Annotated in this window: 19 protein-coding genes; 5 read left to right on the top strand and 14 right to left on the bottom strand. The window is 53.5% G+C overall.

All coding sequences use genetic code 11. The features are described 5' to 3' along the window. Positions 1–225: 225 nt before the first annotated feature. The 9 genes from glcT to AC0LWN_RS24600 form a co-directional block, all read right to left on the bottom strand. Entirely contained in the window at positions 226–1,095 is an 870-nt protein-coding gene (glcT, locus tag AC0LWN_RS24640; protein WP_474670029.1) for a glucose PTS transporter transcription antiterminator GlcT, read from the bottom strand. 151 nt (positions 1,096–1,246) lie between these two features. After that, positions 1,247–2,863, bottom strand: a complete 1,617-nt coding sequence (locus AC0LWN_RS24635) for a hypothetical protein (RefSeq protein ID WP_474670027.1) — start codon at positions 2,861–2,863, stop codon at positions 1,247–1,249. Continuing rightward, the gene (locus tag AC0LWN_RS24630; protein WP_474670025.1) at positions 2,856–3,566 is read right to left on the bottom strand and encodes an ABC transporter ATP-binding protein; all 711 of its coding nucleotides are present in this window, start codon (positions 3,564–3,566) and stop codon (positions 2,856–2,858) included. The genes AC0LWN_RS24635 and AC0LWN_RS24630 overlap by 8 nt, the downstream gene beginning before the upstream one ends. 215 nt (positions 3,567–3,781) lie before the next feature. Continuing rightward, positions 3,782–5,305: a flotillin lipid rafts scaffold protein FloT gene (gene floT, locus AC0LWN_RS24625; protein WP_474670023.1), complete on the bottom strand. Its 1,524-nt coding sequence runs from the start codon at positions 5,303–5,305 to the stop codon at positions 3,782–3,784. Next, the gene (locus AC0LWN_RS24620) at positions 5,305–5,841 is read right to left on the bottom strand and encodes an NfeD family membrane protein (RefSeq protein ID WP_474670021.1); all 537 of its coding nucleotides are present in this window, start codon (positions 5,839–5,841) and stop codon (positions 5,305–5,307) included. Before AC0LWN_RS24620 ends, floT begins: the two co-directional genes overlap by 1 nt. 178 nt (positions 5,842–6,019) lie before the next feature. Beyond that, the gene (locus AC0LWN_RS24615; protein WP_474670019.1) at positions 6,020–7,183 is read right to left on the bottom strand and encodes an iron-containing alcohol dehydrogenase; all 1,164 of its coding nucleotides are present in this window, start codon (positions 7,181–7,183) and stop codon (positions 6,020–6,022) included. A gap of 153 nt (positions 7,184–7,336) precedes the next feature. Further along, a complete protein-coding gene (locus AC0LWN_RS24610; RefSeq protein ID WP_474670017.1) occupies positions 7,337–8,917 on the bottom strand; it encodes a UDP-glucose--hexose-1-phosphate uridylyltransferase in 1,581 nt (526 codons plus the stop codon). A gap of 64 nt (positions 8,918–8,981) precedes the next feature. After that, entirely contained in the window at positions 8,982–9,968 is a 987-nt protein-coding gene (gene galE / locus AC0LWN_RS24605) for a UDP-glucose 4-epimerase GalE (protein ID WP_474670015.1), read from the bottom strand. Position 9,969: 1 nt separating this feature from the next. Next, complete coding sequence (locus AC0LWN_RS24600) at positions 9,970–11,148, bottom strand: galactokinase (RefSeq protein ID WP_474670013.1); 1,179 nt, start codon at positions 11,146–11,148, stop codon at positions 9,970–9,972. Between the two features lie 334 nt (positions 11,149–11,482). Here AC0LWN_RS24600 and AC0LWN_RS24595 point away from each other — a divergent pair, with 334 nt between their 5' ends. After that, positions 11,483–12,340, top strand: a complete 858-nt coding sequence (locus AC0LWN_RS24595) for a helix-turn-helix domain-containing protein (RefSeq protein WP_474670185.1) — start codon at positions 11,483–11,485, stop codon at positions 12,338–12,340. Positions 12,341–12,426: 86 nt separating this feature from the next. After that, positions 12,427–12,696 carry a hypothetical protein gene (locus tag AC0LWN_RS24590; protein WP_474670011.1) on the top strand — a complete coding sequence of 90 codons (270 nt, stop codon included), beginning with the start codon at positions 12,427–12,429 and terminating at the stop codon, positions 12,694–12,696. Positions 12,697–13,061: 365 nt separating this feature from the next. Here AC0LWN_RS24590 and AC0LWN_RS24585 read toward each other — a convergent pair whose 3' ends face one another. The 3 genes from AC0LWN_RS24585 to AC0LWN_RS24575 are packed head-to-tail and all read right to left on the bottom strand — an operon-like array spanning position 13,062 to position 15,372. Next, positions 13,062–13,799, bottom strand: a complete 738-nt coding sequence (locus tag AC0LWN_RS24585; RefSeq protein ID WP_474670009.1) for an NAD-dependent protein deacylase — start codon at positions 13,797–13,799, stop codon at positions 13,062–13,064. A gap of 31 nt (positions 13,800–13,830) precedes the next feature. Next, positions 13,831–14,598 carry an HAD family hydrolase gene (locus AC0LWN_RS24580; protein ID WP_474670007.1) on the bottom strand — a complete coding sequence of 256 codons (768 nt, stop codon included), beginning with the start codon at positions 14,596–14,598 and terminating at the stop codon, positions 13,831–13,833. A gap of 33 nt (positions 14,599–14,631) precedes the next feature. Continuing rightward, a complete protein-coding gene (locus AC0LWN_RS24575) occupies positions 14,632–15,372 on the bottom strand; it encodes an alpha/beta hydrolase (protein WP_474670005.1) in 741 nt (246 codons plus the stop codon). Between the two features lie 207 nt (positions 15,373–15,579). On the opposite strand from AC0LWN_RS24575, the gene AC0LWN_RS24570 reads away from it, so the two are divergent. Beyond that, positions 15,580–16,620 (top strand): acyltransferase family protein, encoded by a 1,041-nt coding sequence (locus tag AC0LWN_RS24570; protein ID WP_474670003.1) that lies wholly within the window; start codon positions 15,580–15,582, stop codon positions 16,618–16,620. A gap of 302 nt (positions 16,621–16,922) precedes the next feature. Continuing rightward, positions 16,923–18,608: a dihydroxy-acid dehydratase gene (ilvD, locus tag AC0LWN_RS24565; protein WP_474670001.1), complete on the top strand. Its 1,686-nt coding sequence runs from the start codon at positions 16,923–16,925 to the stop codon at positions 18,606–18,608. 136 nt (positions 18,609–18,744) lie between these two features. Here the strand turns inward: ilvD and AC0LWN_RS24560 are convergent, their stop codons facing one another. Continuing rightward, on the bottom strand, positions 18,745–20,124 hold the full coding sequence (locus tag AC0LWN_RS24560) for a polysaccharide deacetylase family protein (protein ID WP_474669999.1): 1,380 nt from the start codon (positions 20,122–20,124) through the stop codon (positions 18,745–18,747). Between the two features lie 199 nt (positions 20,125–20,323). Between AC0LWN_RS24560 and AC0LWN_RS24555 the strand changes: the two genes are divergently transcribed. Then, entirely contained in the window at positions 20,324–21,517 is a 1,194-nt protein-coding gene (locus tag AC0LWN_RS24555) for an AI-2E family transporter (RefSeq protein ID WP_474669997.1), read from the top strand. Here the strand turns inward: AC0LWN_RS24555 and AC0LWN_RS24550 are convergent. Beyond that, complete coding sequence (locus AC0LWN_RS24550) at positions 21,478–23,277, bottom strand: peptidoglycan D,D-transpeptidase FtsI family protein (RefSeq protein ID WP_474669995.1); 1,800 nt, start codon at positions 23,275–23,277, stop codon at positions 21,478–21,480. The genes AC0LWN_RS24555 and AC0LWN_RS24550 overlap by 40 nt on opposite strands. Positions 23,278–23,578: the final 301 nt, after the last annotated feature.

Genomic DNA, 23,578 nt, shown 5'->3' with positions numbered 1-23,578 from the left:
AAACAGAAGCCAAAAAAGGCATGAGCAACACAATATAAAGGATGTTCCTCTAACACAAGGTTAGAATACCCCGACTTGGGGCTGAACAACCAAAATACTGTAAATCACTCATGCCTGATCGTATCAGTTACACGCTTTGTATTCTGTTTTACATAATAACAGAGAACATTGTAGCACCGTTCATTTGAACATGCAAGCAAAAAATTTCCGCACATTGCGAAGCCATTACTGGCCAGTCTGCATATCCGGTTCATCCTCTTTTTTCTGGGCGAGGCGCTGCAGGTGAATCGTAAGGTAGCTTACCTCTGCCGGGTACACCGGGATGTGCACTCTTTGCTCGATCACCTTGGTCAGCTTCCAGGCCAGCATATACATCTCCGGGTATTCCCGTTTCATAAGTCCGTCCAATGAAGAGGTCTCCCTGACGGTTTCACCGCGCCGCAGCCTCTCCAGAACAAACCGCAGGTGAGTAACCAGCCGGGAATAATCCAGCGAGTTACGCGGGATATGATAATCCAGACTATCCTCTACGAGATTCACCAAATCGCCAATCAATAGCGAATGCTGCCTCACCTCAGAAATATGCCGGTTGCTGAGTGCGCTGACAATATGCAGGGCTACAAAACCGATTTCATCGGAGGGTAGCGTTACTCCCATCGCCCCGTTAATCCGCTCCACTGCATATTCTGCGAGACGGTATTCTTCCGGGTAGATTTCTTTGGTCTCGTATAGAAAAGGATTATGTATCGGTATATTCTGTTCATGGCGCCGGATCGCAAAGGAAATATGATCGGTAAGCGCAATGTGGATATGCTCATTCAGCGACTGGCTGCTGCTCTGCATAATATGAAGGACAATTTCCTGCACAACCTCAATCAGCTTCTCGTCCACCTGGGGAACGAGCTGCTTGTATTGTTCCTGCTCCTCCTGATTGCGGAGAATAAACATCTTCTCTACGGAGGACAGACTGATCTGGTCATGCATTTTACGGTTATACCCGATCCCCTTGCCAATAACGACCACTTCGGCATACTGGGGGTGCTGGGCAATAATAACATTGTTGTTGAGCACCTTAGCCACAGTAATACTGCTCACTTTTGACACCTCTTTTAATTCTGAATACCCTTTCCTTTTGAAGCAGCCCGTATAACGAAGCAGCATGTGAAGATTATACTTGAGCTACCATCATAACATCAAGAAAGCGATTTTAGAAGGGTATCAGACGACAGGAGGCCGCATGCAGCAATCATTTCACTCTAAAGGTTTTGGCGGAATATCTGTAGACCAGGAAGAGGGCAATCAGCATGTAGACTGCCGCCGCGAGCATCACCATCAAGGCAAAATGGGCCGGCGTGCTCTTTATTTGCATACATGCGGCACCTACTCCCAGCACGATGCTGTTAACGATAGTAAAGAACGGATTCTTCACATTCAGTTCTGTGCTATAGGGCTGGAAGATATAATACATAAACAAATGATGTACCGAGAAAAACAGTGACAACCCAAGAACCGTTCCACAAAAACTTAGAGCTGCAGCGATCCCCCAGTCTTCTCCTGAGAACAAAATGAGCAGATTGACTGCCAGGCAGATTGCCGCAGCCGGAATCAGATTGAGCCCGCTGATCCGCAGCAGGCGGGTACGGAAATTGCTAAGAATGGCTGATTGCTCGCGGTAGAACCCATAGCGCAGCAGACTCAGGTCACAATTATAGAACATCGCCTTGCAGACCTTTTCCCCGATGGAAGTAAAGTTCATGAGGATCACGAACACGGGCAGACCATCAATTAAATACCCGGCAAGCTTCGAAAATTTCTCCGGTGCGGTGAGCAGTACCAGCAAACCTGCGGCAAACAGTACGCCAATAATAACGAGACGCCGTTCAATAGGCTGAGTCAGAAAACGTTTGTGCCGGGAGAAAAAGATCGCGTTCAGGTAGGCATAGCCGCTTTTCCCCGAAAATTGATCCGGCCGCAGCTGTTCCGCCGAGAAATCCTCCTCTTTGGTCTGGACCTCTCTCACCCGTGACTCCTTCATCATCCGTCCCATATCTAGCAGCGGATCATCAATTTTGGTTACGGCATCCACCGCATTCCGGTAGCGCGGATACCTGGCGATATACACTGCCGCTATAATTCCCAGGGCCGCAATAGCAAGACTCAAGGGCAGACTGAACAATACGGCATCCATATTCAGCCAGACCTTTCCGAGGTACAAAGGCGCGAAAGCGAGCAGATACCCGGCTCCAATGACGGACCAGACCCAGCCCGTTTTTTTGACCAGCACGATTTCCTGTTTGTCGAACAGCAGCAAATGCAGCGCTTCACAGACTGTGCGCCAGAGCGTCAGCAGCAGGGACAGCAGCATGCCTTGCCAGAGCGGTGCTTCGAATAAACCGGCAAATAACATCATTGCAGGCGTAAAGTAGATAAAAAAAGTCACGCCCCTGAGCGACAGGGTAGCATGCATATACTTGTCAGCAGGCAGTCTCATCAGCTTCACGCAGATATATTTATCCCGCTTCGGCTCCAGAATGGAGGCATTGGAGACCGCTCCTACAATAAAGCTAAGCAGCACCAGCGCATACAGGTAGAGATCATATTGCTCTGAAACCGGCAGCTCCTTGTTCGTCAGCAGGATAGGCGTGTACACTATGATTCCCAAGTAGGCAAACTTAGACAGGAAACCCCATATAATTCTCAGGATAACAGCAAGCACAGTGAATGTTTTTTTGAGTGTTGCCCGGGAATAGACGCTGTCATTGATCAATTTTCCGAGAACAGGGATTCTTCCAAAGTAGTACAACAGCCGGTTCGCGCCCGACGCCCCCCGGATCTCCATAATGGTCTTCAGTGTGCTAATCATGGCCGTTGCCATCCTTCAGCAGCGCTATAATCCGCTCCTCGAATTCCGGGCTGTGGAGGGTATCGGCGGGGATCTCCTGAAGCAGGCCGTTGTTCAGAATCACAAGCTCATCGCAAAGATCGGCGGCAAGCTGCAGGATATGGGTGGAAAAAATAATAATATGATCCTCTTTCATCTCGCGCAGCAGCTTCTTGATTTCCAGCGCCACTACTACGTCAAAGGAGGTCAGCGGCTCATCCAGCAGGATCAGGGGCGGACGGGTGATGATGAAGAGGAGCATCTGGATTTTGTTCTTCATCCCGTGGGAATAACCCTTGATCAGCCGGTGGCGGTCCTCCTGCTCAAAACGGATGATGTCAAAATAGTCGTCGATGGTTCTGCCGGGGTCGATTTTGTCCCGGTTGATGTCCATAAAAAACTTAACAAACTCATATCCTGTCAAAAATTCCGGCAAAATCGGCAATGAAAAAACATATCCGATCTCCTCCTCGCGCAGCGGCAGGCTCACGTCCCCTCTACGCAAAAAAGCCCCGCCGCTGTCCATCCCGATTTCTCCGCTCAGGCAGTTGAAGAGCGATGTTTTCCCGGCGCCATTGCGTCCCAGCAGACCATAGATTTTGCCCTTTTCAAAAGTATAATCAATGCCGTTAAGAACCTGCTTATCGCTGTAGCTTTTCCTGATATTATCCAATATCAGCTCCATCCTGGTCCCCCCTAGTTCAGTTCATCCAGCTTTTCCCTCGAATTCCTTCGAGCCCTATTACTTTTAACGCAAAGATTGTATCTTGGTTTCACAAAGTTTGGGTTTTCTGTAAACTAGACTCTGCCAGCATGCAAAAAGCCGCCCACCCGGGGCGGCCTGATTACCTGGAGCATAGTTAGGCTGATGCCTCAGCTTCCCAGAGCATTATTCGCCTGCTATTCTTCGAGCTTCTCAACTGCTGGAGTTGCAACAGGCGCGGGCACCTTGGCCGCGGGTATCCCCGCAGAGCCCTTCATCAGCCCCTTGATCAGCGCCTCCACATCAATCCCGGAGACACTCTTCAGCATTTCGGGAGCGGTGGACATGAGCTGGGTCACATAGTTGCTGACCCGGGCTGCGCCTTCACCGTTGCCGGTATCGACAACCGTAAGCTTGTCGATGGATGCCAGCGGCTCGGCGATGCGTCCGGCGAGCTCAGGCAGCATCTTGACGATGATGTCGAGCACAGCGGCCTCACCGAATTTCTGGAAGGCCTGCGCCAGCTTCTCTTTGGCCTCTGCTTCCGCAAGACCGCGCAGCCGGATAACCTCCGATTCTGCTTTACCTTTGGCCAGCTCGGCATCCGCCACCGCCTGGCCTTCCAGCCGCTTCTGCTCTGCAGTCGCTCTCGCCTGGGTTTCGATGCTGTACTGCAGGGCGTCGGCCTCACGCATTCTCTTGGCCTTGTCAGCCTCTGCCGCCTGCTCTACCGCATAGCGGTCGGCTTCCGCCTTCTTTTTCACCTCGGCATCATACTGCTTCTCGCGCACCTGAATCTCTTTGGCTTGCAGGTCGATTTCGCGTTCCTTGCGGACCAGCTCGACCTTCATCTGCTCTTCAACCACCGTCTGCTTGGCGCGGGCCTCCTGAATGTGGTATGCCTGGTCGGCTTCCGCCTTCGCCATATCCTGATCGCGTTTGAAGGCTGCTACCTGAAGCTGATTATCCTTGGATGCCTCGGCAATATTCGTATCGCGCACAAGCTCTGCCTTCTGCCCCTCTTCCTCGGCAATAGCCTTTTTGATCCGGGCATCCCTCAGCGCTTCCGCTTCAGCGATTTCCGCATCCCGCTTCACTGTGGCAATCCGCGGTTTCCCAAGCGCTTCCAGGTACCCGTGCTTATCGCGCACATCCTTGATCGTGAACGAGACAATCTGCAGACCCATTTTCTTCAGATCACGTGCCGCTACCCCCTGGACCTCCTGGGCAAAACGGTCCCGGTTGCGGTAGACCTCCTCCACCGTCATTGAGCCGAGAATCGCCCGCAGATGCCCTTCCAGCACCTCCTGCGCCTCGCTCTTCAACGCATCAATCGGCTTGCCCATGAACTGCTCGGCTGCTGTAGCCACATCCTCGGTGGAGCTGCCCACCTTGATAATCGCTACACCGTCGGCAATGACCGGTACCCCCTGCTCGGTATAGACCTCCGGGGTCGTCACATCCAGCTTATGGGAGAGCAATGACATGAATTCAGCCTTCTGGAAGATCGGCAGAATAAAGGCCCCGCCCCCGCGGACAATCTTGATTTTGCGGCCGGAGCCGTCGTCCGAAATATGATTGTTGCCCAGGAATGAGCCTGTAACGATCATCCCTTCATCGGGCCCAACTGTCTTATATCTTGCCCAGAACGCTATTCCGAGTACAAAGAGCACCGCAACCACCACTGCAGGAATAAACAAATATTCTGGCAACCCGTACATCACGCATCCACTCCTCTTCGCTGTTCGAATTCAGATACAAGTGCAACACCTTCTTCTACCTCTACAACAACAACCTTACACCCGGCAGGCAGGGGATGATGGTCAAAGCTCGCCGCCGTATGCAGACTGTTGCCCGCACCGAACTTCACCATAATCTCGCCGTAGCCCTCTGCCGGAACAGGAACCGTAACCTCCCCTATCTTGCCGGGCAGTTCACTCATGGAGAATCCGCTGGACATCTCACTTCTGTTCATCGGCTTCACCACTCCCAGATACATAACGACCGCCATAAACGCCGCAGTCAGCAGGGACAAAGCCAGAATCGGGCCGTTCTCCAGACTGCTGTAGCGGGTCAGCAGAAGACCTGCTCCGCCGAATACGGTGATGCCTCCGGCCAGCACGGCAGGACTAATCCAATGAAAGGTAACCACATCAAACACCCCGTGCAGGGCACTGCCGATCAGATCTCCCACCAGCACGCTGACTACGGCAAAAATGACACCTAACGCCAAACAGCCCAAATACAGCGTTTGCATATTGTTCTCCTCCCGTCTTTACTTCCGGACTGTCATAATAGTGTAAACGTATAAACCATGTCCTTGGTTTCACAAAGTTGGGTTTTTATCTCAATAATGTGAAAAAACCGCCCCAACTGGGAGCGGCTCATTACTCTTATGTGTTGCTAGGTACTCAGCGGAATAGCTGCGCCCTGTCTTACAATGCCATTTTGTAAATCTCCACAACATCTTCCCGGTCCAGCTTGCGGAAATTGCCGAACGGTCCAAAACGTACAGCTTTGTCGGCCATGCTGCCGATTTCGCTGTCGTCGATATCATAATCACCCAGCGTCTTCGGCGCACCGATGGAATCCCAGAAGCCGCGCAGCGCTTCGATACCTTCAAGACCGACCTCTTCGTCGGTTCTGCCGGCCGGATCAATGCCGAACACATTCACAGCCAGTTGACGGAAGCGGGCAGGGTTCGTGCTGAGGTTATATTTCATCCACTGCGGGAAGAGAATCGCCAGTCCGCCGCCATGCGGAATATCGTATACCGCTGAAACGGAATGCTCGATATTGTGGGTAGCCCAGTCCCCTGCAAAACCCATGCTGACCATTCCGTTCAAGGCCATCGTACCGCAGTACATAATCGTCTCACGCAGCTCGTAATTGTTCAGATCCCCGATCAGCTTCGGTGCAGTCGCGATTACTGTGCGCAGCAGTGTCTCACAGAATCCATCCTGTACAAGTGTGTTGCCATCAGTATGGAAATAATGCTCCAGTACGTGGGACATGATGTCTACCATGCCATAGACGGTCTGGTCGCGCGGCAGCGAGAACGTATTTACCGGATCAAGAATGGAGAAGGCAGGGAATGCGTGAACACTGCCCCAGCCCATTTTTTCCTTGGTGACTTCATTGGTAATTACAGAGCCGTTGTTCATTTCCGAGCCTGTAGCAGCCATAGTGAGCACTGTACCCAACGGTAGCGCCCCTTGCGGAGCTGCTTTGCGCTCTACGAAATCCCACATGTCGCCATCATATTTCGCGCCAACCGCAACTGCCTTGGCACAATCCAGCACGCTTCCTCCGCCTACGGCGAGAATCAGGTCGATATTCTTCTCACGGCACAGCGCCACACCTTTATGTACGGTGGACAGACGCGGATTCGGTTCTACGCCGGATAGCTCTGTAACAACAGCACCGGCAGTGTTCAGCTCGGCGATTACATTATCGTACAGGCCGCTGCGTTTGATGCTGCCGCCGCCGTACATCAGCAGTACGTTCTTACCGTATTTCGGCACTTCGGTCTGGAGTGCGCTTAAGGTACCTTGTCCAAAAATCAACTTGGTAGGATTATAAAATTCAAACTTGCGCATATAGTTGGACCTCCATTAGTTCAAGAGTGTGGTGCAATATTATATTATAAACCTCTGAAATCCCTCATTCAAATCGAACCCGGATAAAACGTCTCACGCAAAAGAATGCCCCCAGGCCGAAAAAGCGGCTGAGGGCATTTCTGTGCTTGCAGCTTATTGGAAGCCAAGGCTGTGTGCAAAGCGGCGGAAAGCCGCCTGGCCTTCCGTTGTCCGTTTGTAAACGCCGGCATGCTCCAAAATATGGGTGAATTTGATGCCGACCTCGTTCTGCACCGTCTTGACCGCTTCCTCACGGTTCATTGCGGTGCCAAAACGTGCCGTCAGCTCCTGAATCCAGGAAGCGTGCTGAGCCAGGGCATGGTCCTCCTGAGCCTGTACAGCTTCCAGCAGAGCTGTATCACCGGCCAGAATACCGGAAATGGCATCCAGCTCTTCCTTCAGGCGTCCCGGCAGAATCGCCAGTCCCATAACTTCAATCAGGCCGATGTTCTCTTTCTTGATATGATGCATCTCCCGGTGCGGGTGGAAAAACCCTTCGGGATATTCCTCGCTGGTCCGGTTGTTGCGCAGCACCAGATCCATTTCGTAGCCGCCGTCTTCGGCCCGGCGGACGATTGGAGTAACCGTATTATGAGGCGTTTGCTCTCCATCCACATCGCTAAACGCATATACTTCGGCTTCCGGGTCGCTGTAGGCTTTCCAGGCTTCGTAGATCGAGTTGCCGCATTCCAGCAGCACTGCCGGATCTCCGCCATGCAGACGGAGTACCGACATCGGCCATTTCACGATGCTGAGGCTGACGCCCGGGTAGGAATCGTGAGTGAAGGTAGCCTCCTTCGGCGCTTTCTGGATCGGAAACGTATGGCGTCCGCCCTGGAAATGATCATGGGTCAGAATCGAGCCGCCGACAATCGGCAGATCGGCATTCGAACCGATGAAGTAGTGCGGGAAAGCTTCTACGAAGGCAAGCAGGCGCTTCAGCGTATCCTTGGTCAGCTTCATCGGCACATGATCATGATGGAACACGATGCAGTGCTCGTTATAGTACACGTAAGGCGAGTACTGGAAGAACCACTTCTCGTTATTCAGCTCCAGCGGAATAATGCGCAGGTTCTGGCGCGGCGGGTGATTCAGTCTTCCGGCATACCCGACATTCTCGCGGCAGAGCAGGCATTTCGGATACACCGGCGGCGGAAGCAGCCGGGCCATTGCAATTTCCTTCGGATTTTTCTCCGGCTTGGACAGATTGATCGTCATCTCAATATCCCCGTATGGAGATTCCTGCAGCCAGAAAACATTCTTGGAAATACGATCCATACGGATGTAATTGGAATCTATGCTCAGCTTGTAAAAGCGGTCTGTTGCTGCCTGAATGCCCTTTTCAGCCTTAAGGCTGTAGAATTCGGCATTCACCTCGGAAGGACGGGCCATCAGGAGGCCCATGATTTTGGCGTCCAGCAGATCGCGGTACGTATCTGTATTCTCCGGGATCAGTCCGATTTCGAAGCCGTAGTCGATCAGAACATCCAGCGGCGCCTGCGGACTCGTAAGCGGTGCTTCTGCAAATTCGCCTGCATACGGCTCACTGAAGCCGAACTGGTCCAGCAGCTCATTGCGGCTGTAGTCGATATCCGCCGGCTGTATCAGCCCCTGGTGCTGTGCAAACAGCACCAGCTGTTCGATAGCATGCAGCGCCTTCTGCGCGGCGGGAGCGGCACTCTTGTCGTTATTCATTTCAATTCTCCTTCATGTGCTGTAGCGTAATCCTCATGTAGCGTATCCGGCAGCCCGGGTGCGCTTACTCCCCGTAGCCTTGCGGGTTAGCCGAATGCCAGTTCCAGGCGTCTTGGATGATGCCTTCAACATCGGCATGCTGCGGGTTCCAGCCGAGCACCGAGCGGGCTTTGGCCGAGGAAGCCACCAGCACAGCCGGATCTCCGGCGCGGCGCTCCTGAATAACCACCGGAATCTCAAGGCCGGTCACCTTCTTGGCCGTTTCAATGACCTGCTTGACGGAGAAGCCCAGTCCGTTGCCGAGGTTGAACACGTTGCTGGCATTGCCTTCGCGCAGGTAGTTGACCGCCCGCACGTGGGCATCAGCCAAATCGCTGACGTGGATATAGTCGCGCACGCAGGTTCCGTCTTCTGTCGGGTAATCGTCACCGAATACTGCAATGCTCTCGCGCTGCTTCAACGCGGTCTGGAGCACCAGCGGAATCAGATGGCTCTCCGGACGGTGATCTTCACCGATCTTGCCGCTTCTATGCGCACCTGCGGCATTGAAGTAGCGAAGCGCCACATATTTGATGCCCAGCACCTTGTCGAACCAGGCCATCATCCGCTCCATTGTCAGCTTGGTTTCACCGTACACATTCGCCGGCTCCGTGCGGTCGGTTTCCTCAATCGGCACCTTTTCCGGTTCGCCGTAGGTTGCGGCTGTGGAGGAGAAGACGATTTTGTCCACACCGGCCTGCTGCATCGCTTCCAGAAGGCACTGTGTACCGTATACGTTATTATCGTAGTACTTCACCGGGTCCTTCATGCTCTCGCCAACCAGGGAGCTTGCGGCAAAGTGGATAACGGCGTCGATCTTATTTTCCGAAAAAAGCTTAGCCAGCGTTACCTTGTCCCGCAGATCACCTTCATACAGCTTGCCGCCCAGCAGCGCCTCGCGGTGCCCTGTCAGCAGATTGTCGATGACTACAACCTCTTCTCCCCGCTCCAGCAGCTCCGCCACTGTGTGGGAACCGATATACCCTGCTCCACCCGTTACCAGAATCGCCATCTTACTTCTCCCCTTTCAGTTCTTCTACGCCATTGCCAATTCCGCATACATAGAACTCGCCGACCAGACCAGTCTTCGCTGTGTAGGCCTCGCCTACTTCACGGATAAACCGCTCTACATCATCCTCATGCACCAGCGATACCGTGCAGCCGCCGAAGCCCGCACCGGTCATACGCGAGCCGAGTGTACCAGGAATTTTCTGTGCTTCTTCCACCATCACGTCCAGCTCCAGGCAGCTTACTTCATAGAGATCACGCAGCGACACATGGGAGTCATTCATATATTGACCGAATTGCTTCAGGTCGTTCTTCTTGAGCACTTCAACAGAGTCTAGCACGCGCTGGTTCTCTTCCACTACGTGGCGGGCGCGGCGTCTAACGGTCTCGTCTGTGATTTTGTCCTTGTGTGCTTCGAACTGCTCAGGCTTCAGCTCCGCCAGGTAAGACAAGCCCGGAACCTCCTGCTTCAAAATAGCCAGAGCCTCTTCGCATTGGCTGCGGCGCTCGTTGTACTTGGAGTCCACCAGGCCTCTCTTCTTGTTCGTGTTGCTGATCACCAGCTTGTAGGAGCCGGTCACAAAAGGAATCAGGCTGTACTCCAGTGTGTCGCACATCAGCAGAATCGCTTGATCTTTCTTGCCGTTGGCTACCGCGAACTGGTCCATAATCCCGGAGTTCACGCCGACATATTGATTCTCCGCACGCTGGGACAGCAAGGCGATTTCCACCGTATCCGTATCTCCGCCAAGCAGCGTCAGGAAAGCGAACCCGGTTACCACTTCGATGGAAGCCGAGGAGGACAGGCCCGAGCCGTTCGGAATTTCGCCGTGGAACAAGAGGTCATAACCGGAGGATACCGGAAGATCCTTTTTCGCCAGCTCCACCATTACGCCGACCGGATAGTCCACCCATTCACCGGTTTTGGCTTTGCCGATTTCACTGTAGCCAATAGAAGCTTCATATGGGAAATTCGTCGATGCAAACTGAACCTTGCCGTCGCTGCGCGGACGCACGATCAGTGTGGTTCCGAAGTCCAGCGCCGCCGGAAACACGTAACCGCCGTTGTAGTCCAAATGCTCTCCGATGAGATTTACCCGCCCTGGAGCATAGAATACCCGCGCCTCCTCTGCGCTTTCTCCGTATTTCTCGATAAATTTGACTTTCAGATCCTGAATGCTCATTATTGCACTCCATCCTTTCGCTGCTTTTCGCTTCAACTTTGGAAAATCGTATTGCTGTGTTTATGCTTACATTATAATAAAATCAGACTTGCCCTGATAATGCAATCATGTGTGTAATGTATGGACAAATGTGACTTTTCAAAAGGTAAGCGATATAATCAGGGAGAACTGTATCCGCTGCATTTATCCGCCCTTAGAGCAGTGGCAGCGCTAACCAAGTAGAAACGGCTACGCCGTCCTTAAAAGGACGGTATCCGTTTCAGCGAGAAATATAAGGATAAAGTATAGTGTGAAATTAATACTTTTTTATATTTTAAAGAAAGGCGGTTCCAGCGTGGAACATACTTATTCTGTAGGATCAAATCCCGTGGTTTACGATAACCAGCATCTGCATGTGCTTTTTGCCGGCGAGAGCCAGACCCGGCCGCTGCATCAGGCCGGTCCCAAAATCTACGACTACTACCTGCTGCACTTCATCGAGTCCGGCTGCGGAACCTTCCGGACCGAGCAGCACAAGTACGAGCTTGGCCCGGGAGACTGCTTCCTCATCCATCCGGGCCAGCTCGTCAGCTACGTCTCGGACCAGCAGCAGCCCTGGCGTTACCGCTGGGCGGCCTTTACCGGCACGGACGCGGACGCGCTCGTGCTGCAGGCCGGCTTCACTCCGCAGAAGCCGGTTCTGTCCACCGCCGAAGGCAGTGTCTTCCCCGGCGCGCTGGCCGGGATGATGCGTGCCTTCTATGCGGGCAAAGAGAGCGCCCATCTAACCTCGCTGGGCTGTCTCTATCTGCTCGTCGGCGAAGCAGCGGAGCTGCTCCTCGCCTCCTCAAGGCTGCCCGGTGCGGAATCGCAGGTGAAGCGCACCGTGAAGCAAATGATCCACTACATGGCCGCGCAGTACGCCCATCCCGTATCCATTGAACAAATGTGCGCCAGCCTCGGCTACAACCGCGCTTATCTGTCGCGGATCTTCAAGCAGGAGACCGGCCTGTCGCCCGTCACCTACCTGCTGAAGCTGCGCATCGAGAAATCACGGCAGCTTCTCCGTGAACGCCCGGAGCTGTCCGTCGAGCAGGTCGCCGCCTCTGTCGGACTGACAGATGCCCTGTACTTCTCGCGCCAGTTCAAACGCTTCTGCGCCCAGTCGCCCACCTCCTACCGCATTGCGACAGCAAGGCACGGAGAGAAATAGGGGGAGCCATGCGAAGAGCTTGGGCCCGGCAAGGAGCCTGGCTCAAGTGAGGAGCTTCGGCTCCAGGAGAGGGAGCTTGATGCAGTGTGGAGCTTGATGCAGACGTTGAGCTAAGCCTACGAGGGAGCTTGAGCCAGGCGGAGAGCTCGGTACAGGCGAAGAGCTTAGGCGCTGACCCTTGGCCGGACTTCGGACTTGGCAGCAGGGTAGACCGGCAACCGATGGTCGCCCCCGCCAGCCCAGGATCATCAACGTGTGCGGAGAGTAGTGCGGGGCTTCTGTCCATTACAGCTTGCCTCCGCTCCACTCATGATATCCGTCTTCGGATAAATGCAAAGTGGAATTTGTCCAACTAATCCGGACAAGTCCTTCGCGTAGAGATGGGTTAGTTGGATTTTGTCCAACTAATTTGAGGCAAACCGGGATGATTGCTTGAAATGGAGCAGATTAGTTGGACTTTTTCCCACTACGGGTGCTCTACAGGCAAATGTTGCTAATTTAGTTGGACTTTTTCCCACATAGCTCGGCAAATGATTGGATACATCGGCTATCGGCGGCATTTCGTGCCAGGAAGCTCCGCTTGACGCATCTCCCACTTCGAACAGGAATTTGGGTATAAAAAATGACCTCGCCCTCCACTTCCTGTGGATTTCGAGGTCATTTTTGAATTATTCTCCCCTAGTTCGAACACTTTTGCAGCAGCCCCAAGATAGCAGATGTTTCATAGCTGCTCCTGAATTTTGCCCATCACTGCACCGATACGTTCGGTAAGAATCAGATCCGCCTGATGATCATACGGGGTCGGCTCACCATTCAGCAGCACCGTGTGCCGGCCGCGGAAGTAGGTAATCAGGCTGGCTGCAGGTTGAACCGTGAGCGAAGTGCCGCCAATAATGAGCAGATCTGCGGCGGCAATCGCCGTCACCGATGCTACCAGCACATCATGGTCCAGCTCCTCTTCGTAGAGCACCACATCGGGCTTAATGATCCCGCCGCATTCAGGGCAGCGCGGAACACTGTTTGTGGAGGCAAGCACTTGCTCCAGGCCGTAATAACGCGAGCAATCCATGCAATGGTTGCGGTGAATGGAGCCATGCAGCTCAAGGACCTGCTTGCTGCCGGCAAGCTGATGCAGGCCGTCGATATTTTGCGTGATGACCGCCTTAAGCTTGCCCTGGCGCTCCAGTTCCGCCAATAGCAGATGGGCTCCATTAGGCTTCGCTTCCGGGTGAATCATTTTACTGCGGTAAAAATCAAAAAAAATGTCCGGGTAGGACATAAAGAAGCTGCGGCTCAGCATCACCTCAGGCGGATACGGGGAATTATGCTGGGTCTGATACAGGCCTGCCGCAGAGCGAAAATCCGGAATCCCGCTTTCCGTAGACGTTCCGGCGCCTCCAAAAAAAACAATATTACCGCTATCCTTAATCCAGGAAACCAGTGTCTGCAATTGCTCCATGATCTCATACGCATCCTTTCCATATAGAATTCTAAGTAAGGCGAAGCTGATGATAGCCAGAAATAATGGTATCCGCATCCAGCAAATGACCGGCACTCCCGGTTCTGGAGATTCCGATGGAGAGGCGCAGACCTGCGTTTTTGCCAAGCTGCATGTCGGCATTGCTGTCGCCAATGATCACCGTCTCTTCCAGCTTCAGGCCCAGCTCCCGGCAAGCGGTATCGGCCATTTCGGGCGCGGGCTTGCCGTGTGCAACCCTGTCTCTCGTAACAACCGTATGAAAATATCCGGCGACACCGAGCCATTCCAGTTGCTCGCCTGTAGTTTTGGCCCCATCGGATGTAACGACGCCCAGCTTCATAGAAGCTGCCGCACACTGCTGCAGAAAAGGCAGCAGATCCGGCAAAGGCACCGCGGTCCGGCGGCGGCGCAGCTCATTCATCGCCTCCTTGCCGATGGCGGTTACGCGGGTCATCGCTTCGTTCCAGGGCACTCCGGCAGCGTAAAGCTGCCAGGCAAGAATCCCGTTCGTCTCCTCGGCGGTTGCCATCGAAAGCGGTCCGGCGGCGTCATAGCCAATCACCTTACCAGCGGCATCGTGGACTGTGCCAAGCAACTTCGCTATATTTGTGCGGGAACTTCCTGAATTCCCAATGATCTCTAGCTGATTCTCCAGACCCTTCAGCATGATTTCCGCCCAAGCTCCCCAGGTAGCCAGCAAATCAAGCAGCGTGCCGTCCTTGTCGAACAATATGCCCTTGCAGGGCACGGACAAATCGTTTACATGCAATACAGCCATTCTCCTGCTCCTCTCCGTGAACGGGATGCAGGATTAACGCAGATTTCCCAGCCAATCCAGCATGGTCCGCGCTGTGCGGATCTGCTGCTCTTCCTCGGTAATCGTCGCTTTCCCGTCACCCTTCTGCTCGCCGTAGCTCCCGAACTGGGCATGATTGCCGCCCTTGACCGAATAATACACCGTATTGCCAGGCAGATAGGAGCGGCCTTCATTGTATTTTGCCTGGTCCACCACTTTATCTTCCGTACCCAGCACCGACAGGACGGACAACGTGGTGTCCTTCAGACTGCCCTTCTCATCCGGGTAAGAAGCCAGAAAAAAAACACCCTCCAACTGGTTAGCATGGTCCGCCGCATAACGCGAGGCCATCACGCCGCCAAGCGAATGGCCGCCCAGAACAAAGGTCAGATTGGGATGCACACGGATGATGTCATCTGCCGCATCGCTTTTGATCACCGCAAGATTCAGCGGCATCTTGGCGATGTAGAACGGATGGCCGGCTGCGGCGATTTTTTTGGCCAATGGTGCGTATGCCTCTGCCTTTACCAATGCGCCCGGATAAAAAATGACTGCCGCTCCAAGTATGGCGGAAGGCTCAAATGAAATCCAGTTATCATTTTGTTCCACGCTGACCCCGCCTGAAGAGAGCAGTGCGGTCTCCGCTTTTTCCTCCGGAGCATAAGGGATTAAGTATCTCCAAAGTAACAGCCCAGCCGCAATTATGATGACTGCAATTCCTAAGAGAACGCGGCGTTTCGTTATTTTTTTCTTCAATAATGTTCACTCCCCGGTACTGCCTACAGAAAATTATAGAGGAATCAATGAATTCAAACAACCTTCAACACATCGCCACAATTACCAGTCGTGATAGCGCTTACTAATGTGATCTAATTCACAATTGGTTCGCCGAAAATCTTGTATTTTAAAATTAAAGTAATTCACTTGGCACAACTACTGGCTAACTATATTGGAGGTTAGGTCATGGCAGCAGTAAGCCCTCTTGCAGCGCGCGGAGACACATTTTTTCTGAATCTGCGCTTCATGCTTATTGTCACCGTTTTTGCCGGCAACGCCATTGAACCTCTGATTGGCCGTATGAGCGGAATGCATAGTCTGTACCTGTGGATATTTAGTTTTCATATGCCGCTGTTCGTGCTTGTAACCGGCTATTTCGCCAGATCAAGCCTCTCCGGGAGCGCAGGCCGCCGGGTGCTGATGCAAATCGGACTTCAATACCTTATTTTTCAAAGCCTGTATTCGCTGCTTGACGTCTCCCTCTTCCATGTTACTAATATACATCACTCCTTCTTCGCACCGTATCTGCTGCTCTGGTTCCTGGCCAGTCATGCCTGCTGGCGTCTCTTGATGCTCGGCATGAGCAGATGGAGCAAATCCGCACAAATCATCTTCGCTGTCTCGGCTGGCGTTGCAGTAGGCTACTTGCAGCTTGACGGGATCTGGTTCAGTATCAGCCGTACCTTTGTCTATTTGCCTTTTTTTGTGATTGGCTATCATTTTTCCTTCGATGCTTTTATCCGGTTCTACAAAAAATATGTCAAAATCGCTGCCGCCGCCCTTTCGGTTCTGCTGCTGGTCCTTCTCGGCGTACTGGGTTCGGATCTTCCGCTGGGCTGGCTCTATGGAAGCATGACCTATATGCAGCTTGGAGCCACTGAATGGTACGCCGGTGTGTACCGTCTTGCGATGTACAGCCTGCAGCTTGCTGCTTCGCTCGCTTTTCTGGGCTGGGTGCCTTACCGGCTGAGCCGGATGACTGATTATGGCCGCCGCACACTGTATGTCTTCCTGCTGCATGGCTTTGTTGTCCGGCTGGCCGCTGCTTCGGGAATCTACGCCTATCTCGGCAATGCCGCCGGGGCTGCGCTTGTGCTGCTGTCTGCGGTTTCCTTCACAGTGCTGCTGGCCCACCCTGCAGTCAAGAAGCTGCTTCATCCGCTGGTCGAGCCGTCCGTGGACTGGATGATCACCCTGCAGCGCGCCGCTCTGCGCCGTTCCCTATAATATCATTCCAAATGCTGCCTGTCCCCGTAGGGATAGGCTTTTTTGTCTTTTCACAAGGAAAGCGGTTAACGACAAAGTTCACATTGTCCGGTAGAAAAAAGAGGCCTTTTATGATAGACTCTCTTATAACGTTCGTATTATATCCGCTTAAATTTTATAGAAACGGCTTCGCCCTCCTTCTGTTTTTGCAAGAAGCTGGACCCCGTTCATTCTATAAACCGCAGCTGCGCAGCTTTTGGGATTGCAATGCGTTAATGCGACACTATATCGGTTCACACATCATTTAGGAGGGGAATGTCATCATGGCAGTCAAGAAAATGCGCTCAGACATGATCAAAAAAGGCTTTGACCGCGCTCCGCACCGCAGTCTTCTGCGAGCAGCCGGCGTAAAAGAGGAGGATTTCGGCAAGCCGTTCATCGCGGTCTGCAACTCCTATATCGACATTGTGCCAGGCCACGTGCATCTGCAGGAATTTGGTAAAATCGTCAAGGAAGCGATCCGCGAAGCCGGCGGCGTTCCTTTTGAATTTAACACCATCGGTGTCGATGATGGGATTGCCATGGGACATATCGGGATGCGTTATTCCCTGCCCAGCCGCGAGATCATTGCCGATGCCCTGGAAACTGTCGTTTCCGCGCACTGGTTCGACGGCATGGTCTGCATTCCCAACTGTGATAAAATCACCCCGGGCATGATGATGGGCGCCCTGCGCGTCAACATCCCGACGATCTTTGTCAGCGGCGGCCCAATGAAAGCCGGCGTGGACAGCAAAGGCAAAAAGCTCTCCCTCACTTCCGTATTCGAAGGCGTAGGCGCTCACCAGGTCGGCAAAATCAACGATGATGAGCTGCTTGAGCTTGAACAATACGGCTGTCCAACCTGCGGCTCCTGTTCCGGGATGTTCACCGCGAACTCCATGAACTGTCTGGCGGAAGCGCTGGGCCTCGCTCTGCCGGGCAACGGCACTATTCTCGCGGTAGCCGAAGAACGCAGAGAGTTCGTCCGCAAATCGGCAACCCAGCTCATGGAGCTGATCAAGCTGGACCTGAAGCCGCGTGATATCGTAACCAAGGAATCGCTCGACAATGCCTTCGCGCTTGATATGGCAATGGGCGGCTCTACCAATACTGTGCTTCACACACTGGCACTTGCTCAGGAAGCGGAGATTGACTATCCGCTGGAACGCATCAACGAAGTAGCGAACCGCGTACCTTATCTCGCTAAGCTGGCTCCGGCTTCCGATATCTTTATCGAAGACGTTGACCGGGCAGGCGGCGTAAGCGCCGTTCTGAACGAACTGCTTAAGAAACCGGGAGCAATCTTCGGTGATTGTATGACCGTTACCGGCAAAACGCTGGCCGAGAATGTAACCGGCCATGAGATTCAGGATACGAGCGTCATTCACCCGCTGGATAAGCCATATTCCGAAGTCGGCGGCTTGTCCGTCCTGTACGGCAATCTGGCTCCTGAAGGCTCCATCATCAAAGTCGGCGCCGTAGATGCCTCCGTTGGCGGCTATCATAAAGGTCCGGCGATCTGCTTCGATTCCCAGGAAGAAGCACTTGCAGGCATCGCTAACGGCAAAGTCAAAGAAGGACATGTCGTCGTTATCCGCTATGAAGGCCCGAAGGGCGGACCAGGCATGCCGGAAATGCTGGCTCCAACCTCTCAGATCGTTGGCATGGGCCTTGGCGCCAAGGTCGGCCTGATCACCGATGGCCGCTTCTCCGGCGCATCGCGCGGCATCAGCATCGGCCATATCTCGCCTGAAGCAGCGGAAGGCGGTCCTATCGCTTTTGTCGAAGACGGCGATATCATCGAGCTGGATCTCAATAACCGCAAGATCGAGCTGCTGGTTGACGAGGAAGTACTGGCAGTCCGCCGCAGCGGCTGGAAAGGCTTCGAGCCAAAGGTCAAAACCGGCTATCTGGCCCGCTACTCCAAGCTGGTTACCAATGCCAGCAAGGGCGGCGTATTGAAGATCTAGCAGGATAGACATACTCATAAATAGGCGTCCCACAACCACATTAGTTAGGTGGTTATGGGACGCTTTTTTAATAAAAAAGCTCCCATAACCAAAGGCTACGGAAGCTTATCCTATAATTGCTATTGCATTTACCATTTTAGTGCACCGCTGTCGCTCCAGGCAGTTCGGCCTCCAGGGACAGCTCTTCTTCCCTTACCAGCTCACGCGGCTTCACAGGTTTCTGCGGACGCTGCTGATTCATCTGGTCCAGCAAATGGGATATCGACATCAGCATCATTTTGGGAACCAGCACCTCGCTGCGCTCCTTGAGCCTTGCACTGCCCGCCGGATGAATAACGCTCAGCAGAATGCTTAAGTAGAATTTGGTGGAGCGGGCGAACCAGCCCTTCGGTAAATCGAGAACCATGAACCCGAATTTCTCCGGCCCCCGGTTGATCATGCTGACACCGTACAGCGCTTTGGCTTCAGCCAAATCCACATCCCCGGCAATCCGCTCCGCAAGCATCGGCATATCCTTCTCCATGTGACGAATCAGACGGATCGCAAGCTGGGCTGAAGAACGGGAACGGACACCCAGCTCGAACAACTGCCTGTTGTCGATATGCAGCTCGATGACCTTGTCGCCTTTCTTCAGCTGCTCACCGTCCTCCAGCTGCACCGGTTCGCCTTGATATTTGCGCAGACGATAGTGCAGGAACGGATCTGACGGTGAAATAGTCTTGACCTGGAACATCATCTGAAAGGCTTGCTCCCAGACCAGCCATAAACGAACCATCAGCCGCTTACCAAAGGAAAGACGATAGATCGGAGAATTCTGCATATTCTTGATCATCTCATCAACCCGGATACTGCGCAGTCCGCGTCTCTGTGCCTCCTCCAGCATTTGTTCCAGGGCAATCAGCATATGCTCCGGCGCGTTCGGGTCTGCTCCCAGTGTAGTGCCGCAATCATGCAGCAGCATCACTTCGCCCGGATTCAGCTTGCTGAGCAGCTTCTCAGTGAGCCGGTCTGCGCCCAGCTTCTCCTTCCAATCGCCGAACATGGCCGACCAAAGAACGATCTGCACCTGACGGCGTTTGGAAAAGTCAAACAGATTGACAATTCCCCACGGCGGACGGTAATACGTGCTGCGCTCGCCGGTAATACTGTAAATAATATCATCAGTACGCTGAATCTGTTGTTTGACGGTAGCCGGACGCATCAGCCAATTCGTTTTGTGTACATAATTATGAATCCCGATCAAATGCCCCTCATCATGCATCCGCTTGATAACCTCCGGATTCTGTTCGGCATGCGAGCCAACGACAAAAAAGGTTGCCTTTGCCTCATAGCGCTTAAGCAGGTCCAGCAGAAGCGGTGTATAATGCGGGTCCGGGCCATCATCAAAGGTTAGAGCAAATTCAGTGCGTCCATTCCCTTTGCGAAAGACACGATATCCAAATATCCGGCTGATCATACCGGGGATAAACGCATAAAAGGTTGAGATGTAAAATAACCAGAGCAGCAAAGTCTGCATGTAAATTCCCCGCTTTTTCAGAGTTGACTTTGAGTGAAGTACCTCAGTTTTCCAGGTGAGCAGATTCCCACAAAAAAACGTTACCCCCTATTTTAACACAGCTATTAAAGAAATAGACGCTTTTTTATTAAAATCGTGTACAATGAATTTAAGCTAATTCATAAAAATCATCATACACAAAAAGGAGTCGTTTATATCTATGCTGCCGCTGTACAAAAAATATTGGCGCACCATCTTTGATGTTGGACTGGTGGTTCTTACCGTGTATCTTGTGATGCTTGGTTTCAGCACGCTGTACCGATTAGCAGCGCCGGTGTTTTTATCTTTTTTCGTATTCCTTCTGATCGAGCCGCTGGCCCGTTTTCTGAACCGCCGGGGGATGCCCAAATCGTTTGCCTCCGCCATTTCCGTGATACTGTTTCTGATTATTTTGCTGGGCGCCTTATTCGGTGCCGGACTACTAATCACTATGCAGGCGCTTCAATTTCAAGACGACCTTCCTAAATATACATATGTGGTCCAGCAGCAATTTGCCGAGGCTACAAACTACCTTCAGCACAGAATCGAAGCGCTGCCGCCGAATCTCACGGACAAACTTAACGGCTATTTTACGGACGCAACCAATGTTCTCTCTAAATGGGCGATCGCTTTCTTCAAGTATATGATCGGAGTTCTCGGCTCCTTCTCTTCGTTTATGGCCAATTTCGGCATCGCGATCATTCTGGCGTTTTTCCTCAGTATGGAAATCAAGGACTGGAAGAAGATCGCGCATGATAAAATGCCCAAGACGTTAAAAACCGCGTACGCTTTTTTACAGGGCAATGTCTTTAAGGCAATCGGTTCCTATTTAAAAGCACAACTGATTCTGATCAGCATTACTTTTGCGATTGTGCTGATCGGCCTCTTCATTCTTCAGACCGGAAATGAAATTACAATGGCGCTTGTCTGTGCCGTGGTCGATGTGCTGCCGCTGCTCGGCGTATCGGCGGTGCTGATTCCCTGGATTGTATACCTGTTCATTATCGGCAATACCCCGCTTGCAATTGGAATGATCATTCTGCTTGCGGTGGTGCTGATTGTGCGCCAGCTGCTGGAGCCGAAGATCATGGGCAACTCCATCGGTGTATCTTCCGCCTTCCTGATGCTCTCGTTCGTCCTTCTGTCCAGCTCGCTGTTTGGGGTAGCCGGGCTGATTCTTTCGCCGATTCTGCTCATTCTGGTTAAGGAGCTGATCCAGCAGGGCTACCTCCAGCGATGGATCTTTCTGCCCCAGGAGGAGTTCATTGTCTCACCGTTCGCAGCAAGCTCGTCATCGGCTGCCGGTGACCCGGCTTCGGGTGAACCTTCCGGTTCTCAAGCGCCAGAAGATTCAGACAGCAGCTCAAATACCTGACCGAACAGCTTGGTAGCAGCATGCGGACTCCCCGGAGCCACATTCTCCACCAGAGCGGATACCGCATATTTCGGGTGATCCACCGGCCCGTAGCCGATGAACCATTGGTTATTGCGCGGCACTCCTTTGACCAGCGTCTGGGCTGTGCCCGACTTGCCTGCTACGGGCCACTTTGTGCCCAGCAGGCTTTTGCCGGTTCCCTCTGTCACAACCATGCGCATCAGGGACAGCAGCGTCCGGGCCGTGTCCGGCGATATTCTGCCTTGGGAAGCCGGGGCCAAATGTCCCGGCAGCTCCTGCAGCGTCTGGCCGTTGGCAAAAGCGACCCGCTGCAAAATACGCGGCGCCCGGACTTCTCCCCCATGCAGCAGCGTAACCAGCAGGTTCGCCGCCTGCAGCGGCGTGATTCTGACGTCACGCTGGCCAATCGCCGTCTGCACCCTGGCCCCGCCGTCATCGGGCAGCAGGGTGGTAAAGATGGTTCCCGGCTGCTCCCCGGCCAGCGGCCGGAGCAGCGGCAGGCCAAGCGTGTTCTCCGCTTGCCAGCTAATGTCTCTCCCCAGGCCAAGCGCCAGCGCTGACGCCTGGAGCTGCGCCCCGCTCAGCCGCTCGGCCAGTGAAGCAAATACAGTATTGCAGGACACGGCGAACCCTTGCGCCATCGTAAGGGAGCCGTGTCCTTTGCCTGCCAGGCAGGACAAGCCGTATTTGCCGTAATGCCCGGAGCAATAGAATTTTTCTTCGGGCGAAGTGACCCCGGCCTCCAATGCAGCGGCGGCGGTAACAATCTTGAAGATCGAGCCGGGAACCGCCGCCTGCAGCGCCCGGTTGTTCCATTCCCCTCCCTTAGGCGAGATATGCCCGGGATCATAGAACGGCAATGATACCATTGCCTCAATATCTCCGCTTGCTGCATCCAGAACCACAACCGCCCCCTCTTTGACTCCCGCCTTGGAGGCCAGCTTCTCAATCCCCTCCTGAAGACTCTTATCAATCGTTGTATATAAGGACAGCGGGTAATACGGATTCCCCGGCGCTCTTACCCGGACCCTACTACCCGAAAGACGGTTGCCTCGCGCGTCCACCTGCGCATAGGCTTCAGTGTGGCCTACCCCCTTAAGCAGTGGTTCCAGCGTTTTCTCCAGTCCATCGGTCCCTGTCAGAGGGACCCGCAGGCCGGTCGGCGATTCCTTTATTTCCGCTGCCGAAGCCTCGGACAGGTATCCCAGCCACTGGCGGCCTGTGGCTTCCCCCTCGTATCTGCGGGCAAAGGGCAGCACCCGCACACCGTCAATGCCAAGCCGCTCCACTTCATCCGCCTGTGCCGGGGTCAGCTCCAGCGGATTTTTGCCGCGGCCGGACGGCCACAGCAGCGGCTGCTTAAGCCCGCTGCGCCCTGCCTGAAGCTGCTCGTAAGTAACGCCGAGCACGGTGGCAAGACGCTGCAGCTTCTCCTTGTCCGCAGCGCTGTCTGCCGCTCCTTCCGCAGTCTCCTCCTGCGGAAAAAAAGCCGCCGTCCACACCGTCTCGCCGGCAAGCGGCTGTCCGTTCCTGTCATACAGGCGGCCCCGCCCGCTGTCCAGCACCGTTTCCCGCTCACTCTGAATCTCCGCCATCTTGGACAGGGGATACTCCGTTCCCGGAACCTTCCTGTCCTTCAGCAGTAATTGCACCCATGCCAGTCTAAGAATCAGTACCGCAACCAGCGTAGCCAGAAAAAGTGAACCCCAAAATATACGATTACGGTTAAGCTTATGCAAGACCATTCCTCCTGAAGTTAGTATCCTTACGCTGACAGGGTTCATGGCCTTTATTATGCCCACAGAACCACTTCAGAATAACCCTGGAAGCCAGTCAAACTGCTGCCAGTTTTTATTCATACTCCAAGCGGAAACGGCTACGCCGTCCTTATAAGGACGGTCAGAGTGTCGAGAAACCCAGGTCTTTTAATGGCCTTGGGTTTCTTTTGTGTTTCAATGTCGGCGTGCGCGCGGGAAAACGAGGGGGTTACCCCCGTTTTTCCCGGCGATCCAGGTGGATCGCCATCTTCTTCATGTTCTG

Source organism: Paenibacillus sp. sgz302115, assembly GCF_056120445.1.
Note: the sequence above shows the minus strand (reverse complement) of the source record. Positions and strands in the feature narration are given on the sequence as shown.

Bases quoted from the DNA above. Each gene is read 5' to 3' on its own strand.
- AC0LWN_RS24555 (WP_474669997.1), top strand. From the start codon at position 20,324: ATGCTGCCGCTGTACAAAAAATATTGGCGCACCATCTTTGATGTTGGA.
- ilvD (WP_474670001.1), top strand. From the start codon at position 16,923: ATGGCAGTCAAGAAAATGCGCTCAGACATGATCAAAAAAGGCTTTGAC.
- galE (WP_474670015.1), bottom strand. From the start codon at position 9,968: ATGGCGATTCTGGTAACGGGTGGAGCAGGGTATATCGGTTCCCACACA.
- AC0LWN_RS24635 (WP_474670027.1), bottom strand. From the start codon at position 2,863: ATGATTAGCACACTGAAGACCATTATGGAGATCCGGGGGGCGTCGGGC.
- AC0LWN_RS24570 (WP_474670003.1), top strand. From the start codon at position 15,580: ATGGCAGCAGTAAGCCCTCTTGCAGCGCGCGGAGACACATTTTTTCTG.
- AC0LWN_RS24630 (WP_474670025.1), bottom strand. From the start codon at position 3,566: ATGGAGCTGATATTGGATAATATCAGGAAAAGCTACAGCGATAAGCAG.
- AC0LWN_RS24580 (WP_474670007.1), bottom strand. From the start codon at position 14,598: ATGGCTGTATTGCATGTAAACGATTTGTCCGTGCCCTGCAAGGGCATA.
- AC0LWN_RS24610 (WP_474670017.1), bottom strand. From the start codon at position 8,917: ATGAATAACGACAAGAGTGCCGCTCCCGCCGCGCAGAAGGCGCTGCAT.
- AC0LWN_RS24560 (WP_474669999.1), bottom strand. From the start codon at position 20,124: ATGCAGACTTTGCTGCTCTGGTTATTTTACATCTCAACCTTTTATGCG.
- AC0LWN_RS24585 (WP_474670009.1), bottom strand. From the start codon at position 13,799: ATGGAGCAATTGCAGACACTGGTTTCCTGGATTAAGGATAGCGGTAAT.
- AC0LWN_RS24615 (WP_474670019.1), bottom strand. From the start codon at position 7,183: ATGCGCAAGTTTGAATTTTATAATCCTACCAAGTTGATTTTTGGACAA.
- AC0LWN_RS24620 (WP_474670021.1), bottom strand. From the start codon at position 5,841: ATGCAAACGCTGTATTTGGGCTGTTTGGCGTTAGGTGTCATTTTTGCC.
- floT (WP_474670023.1), bottom strand. From the start codon at position 5,305: ATGTACGGGTTGCCAGAATATTTGTTTATTCCTGCAGTGGTGGTTGCG.
- AC0LWN_RS24600 (WP_474670013.1), bottom strand. From the start codon at position 11,148: ATGAGCATTCAGGATCTGAAAGTCAAATTTATCGAGAAATACGGAGAA.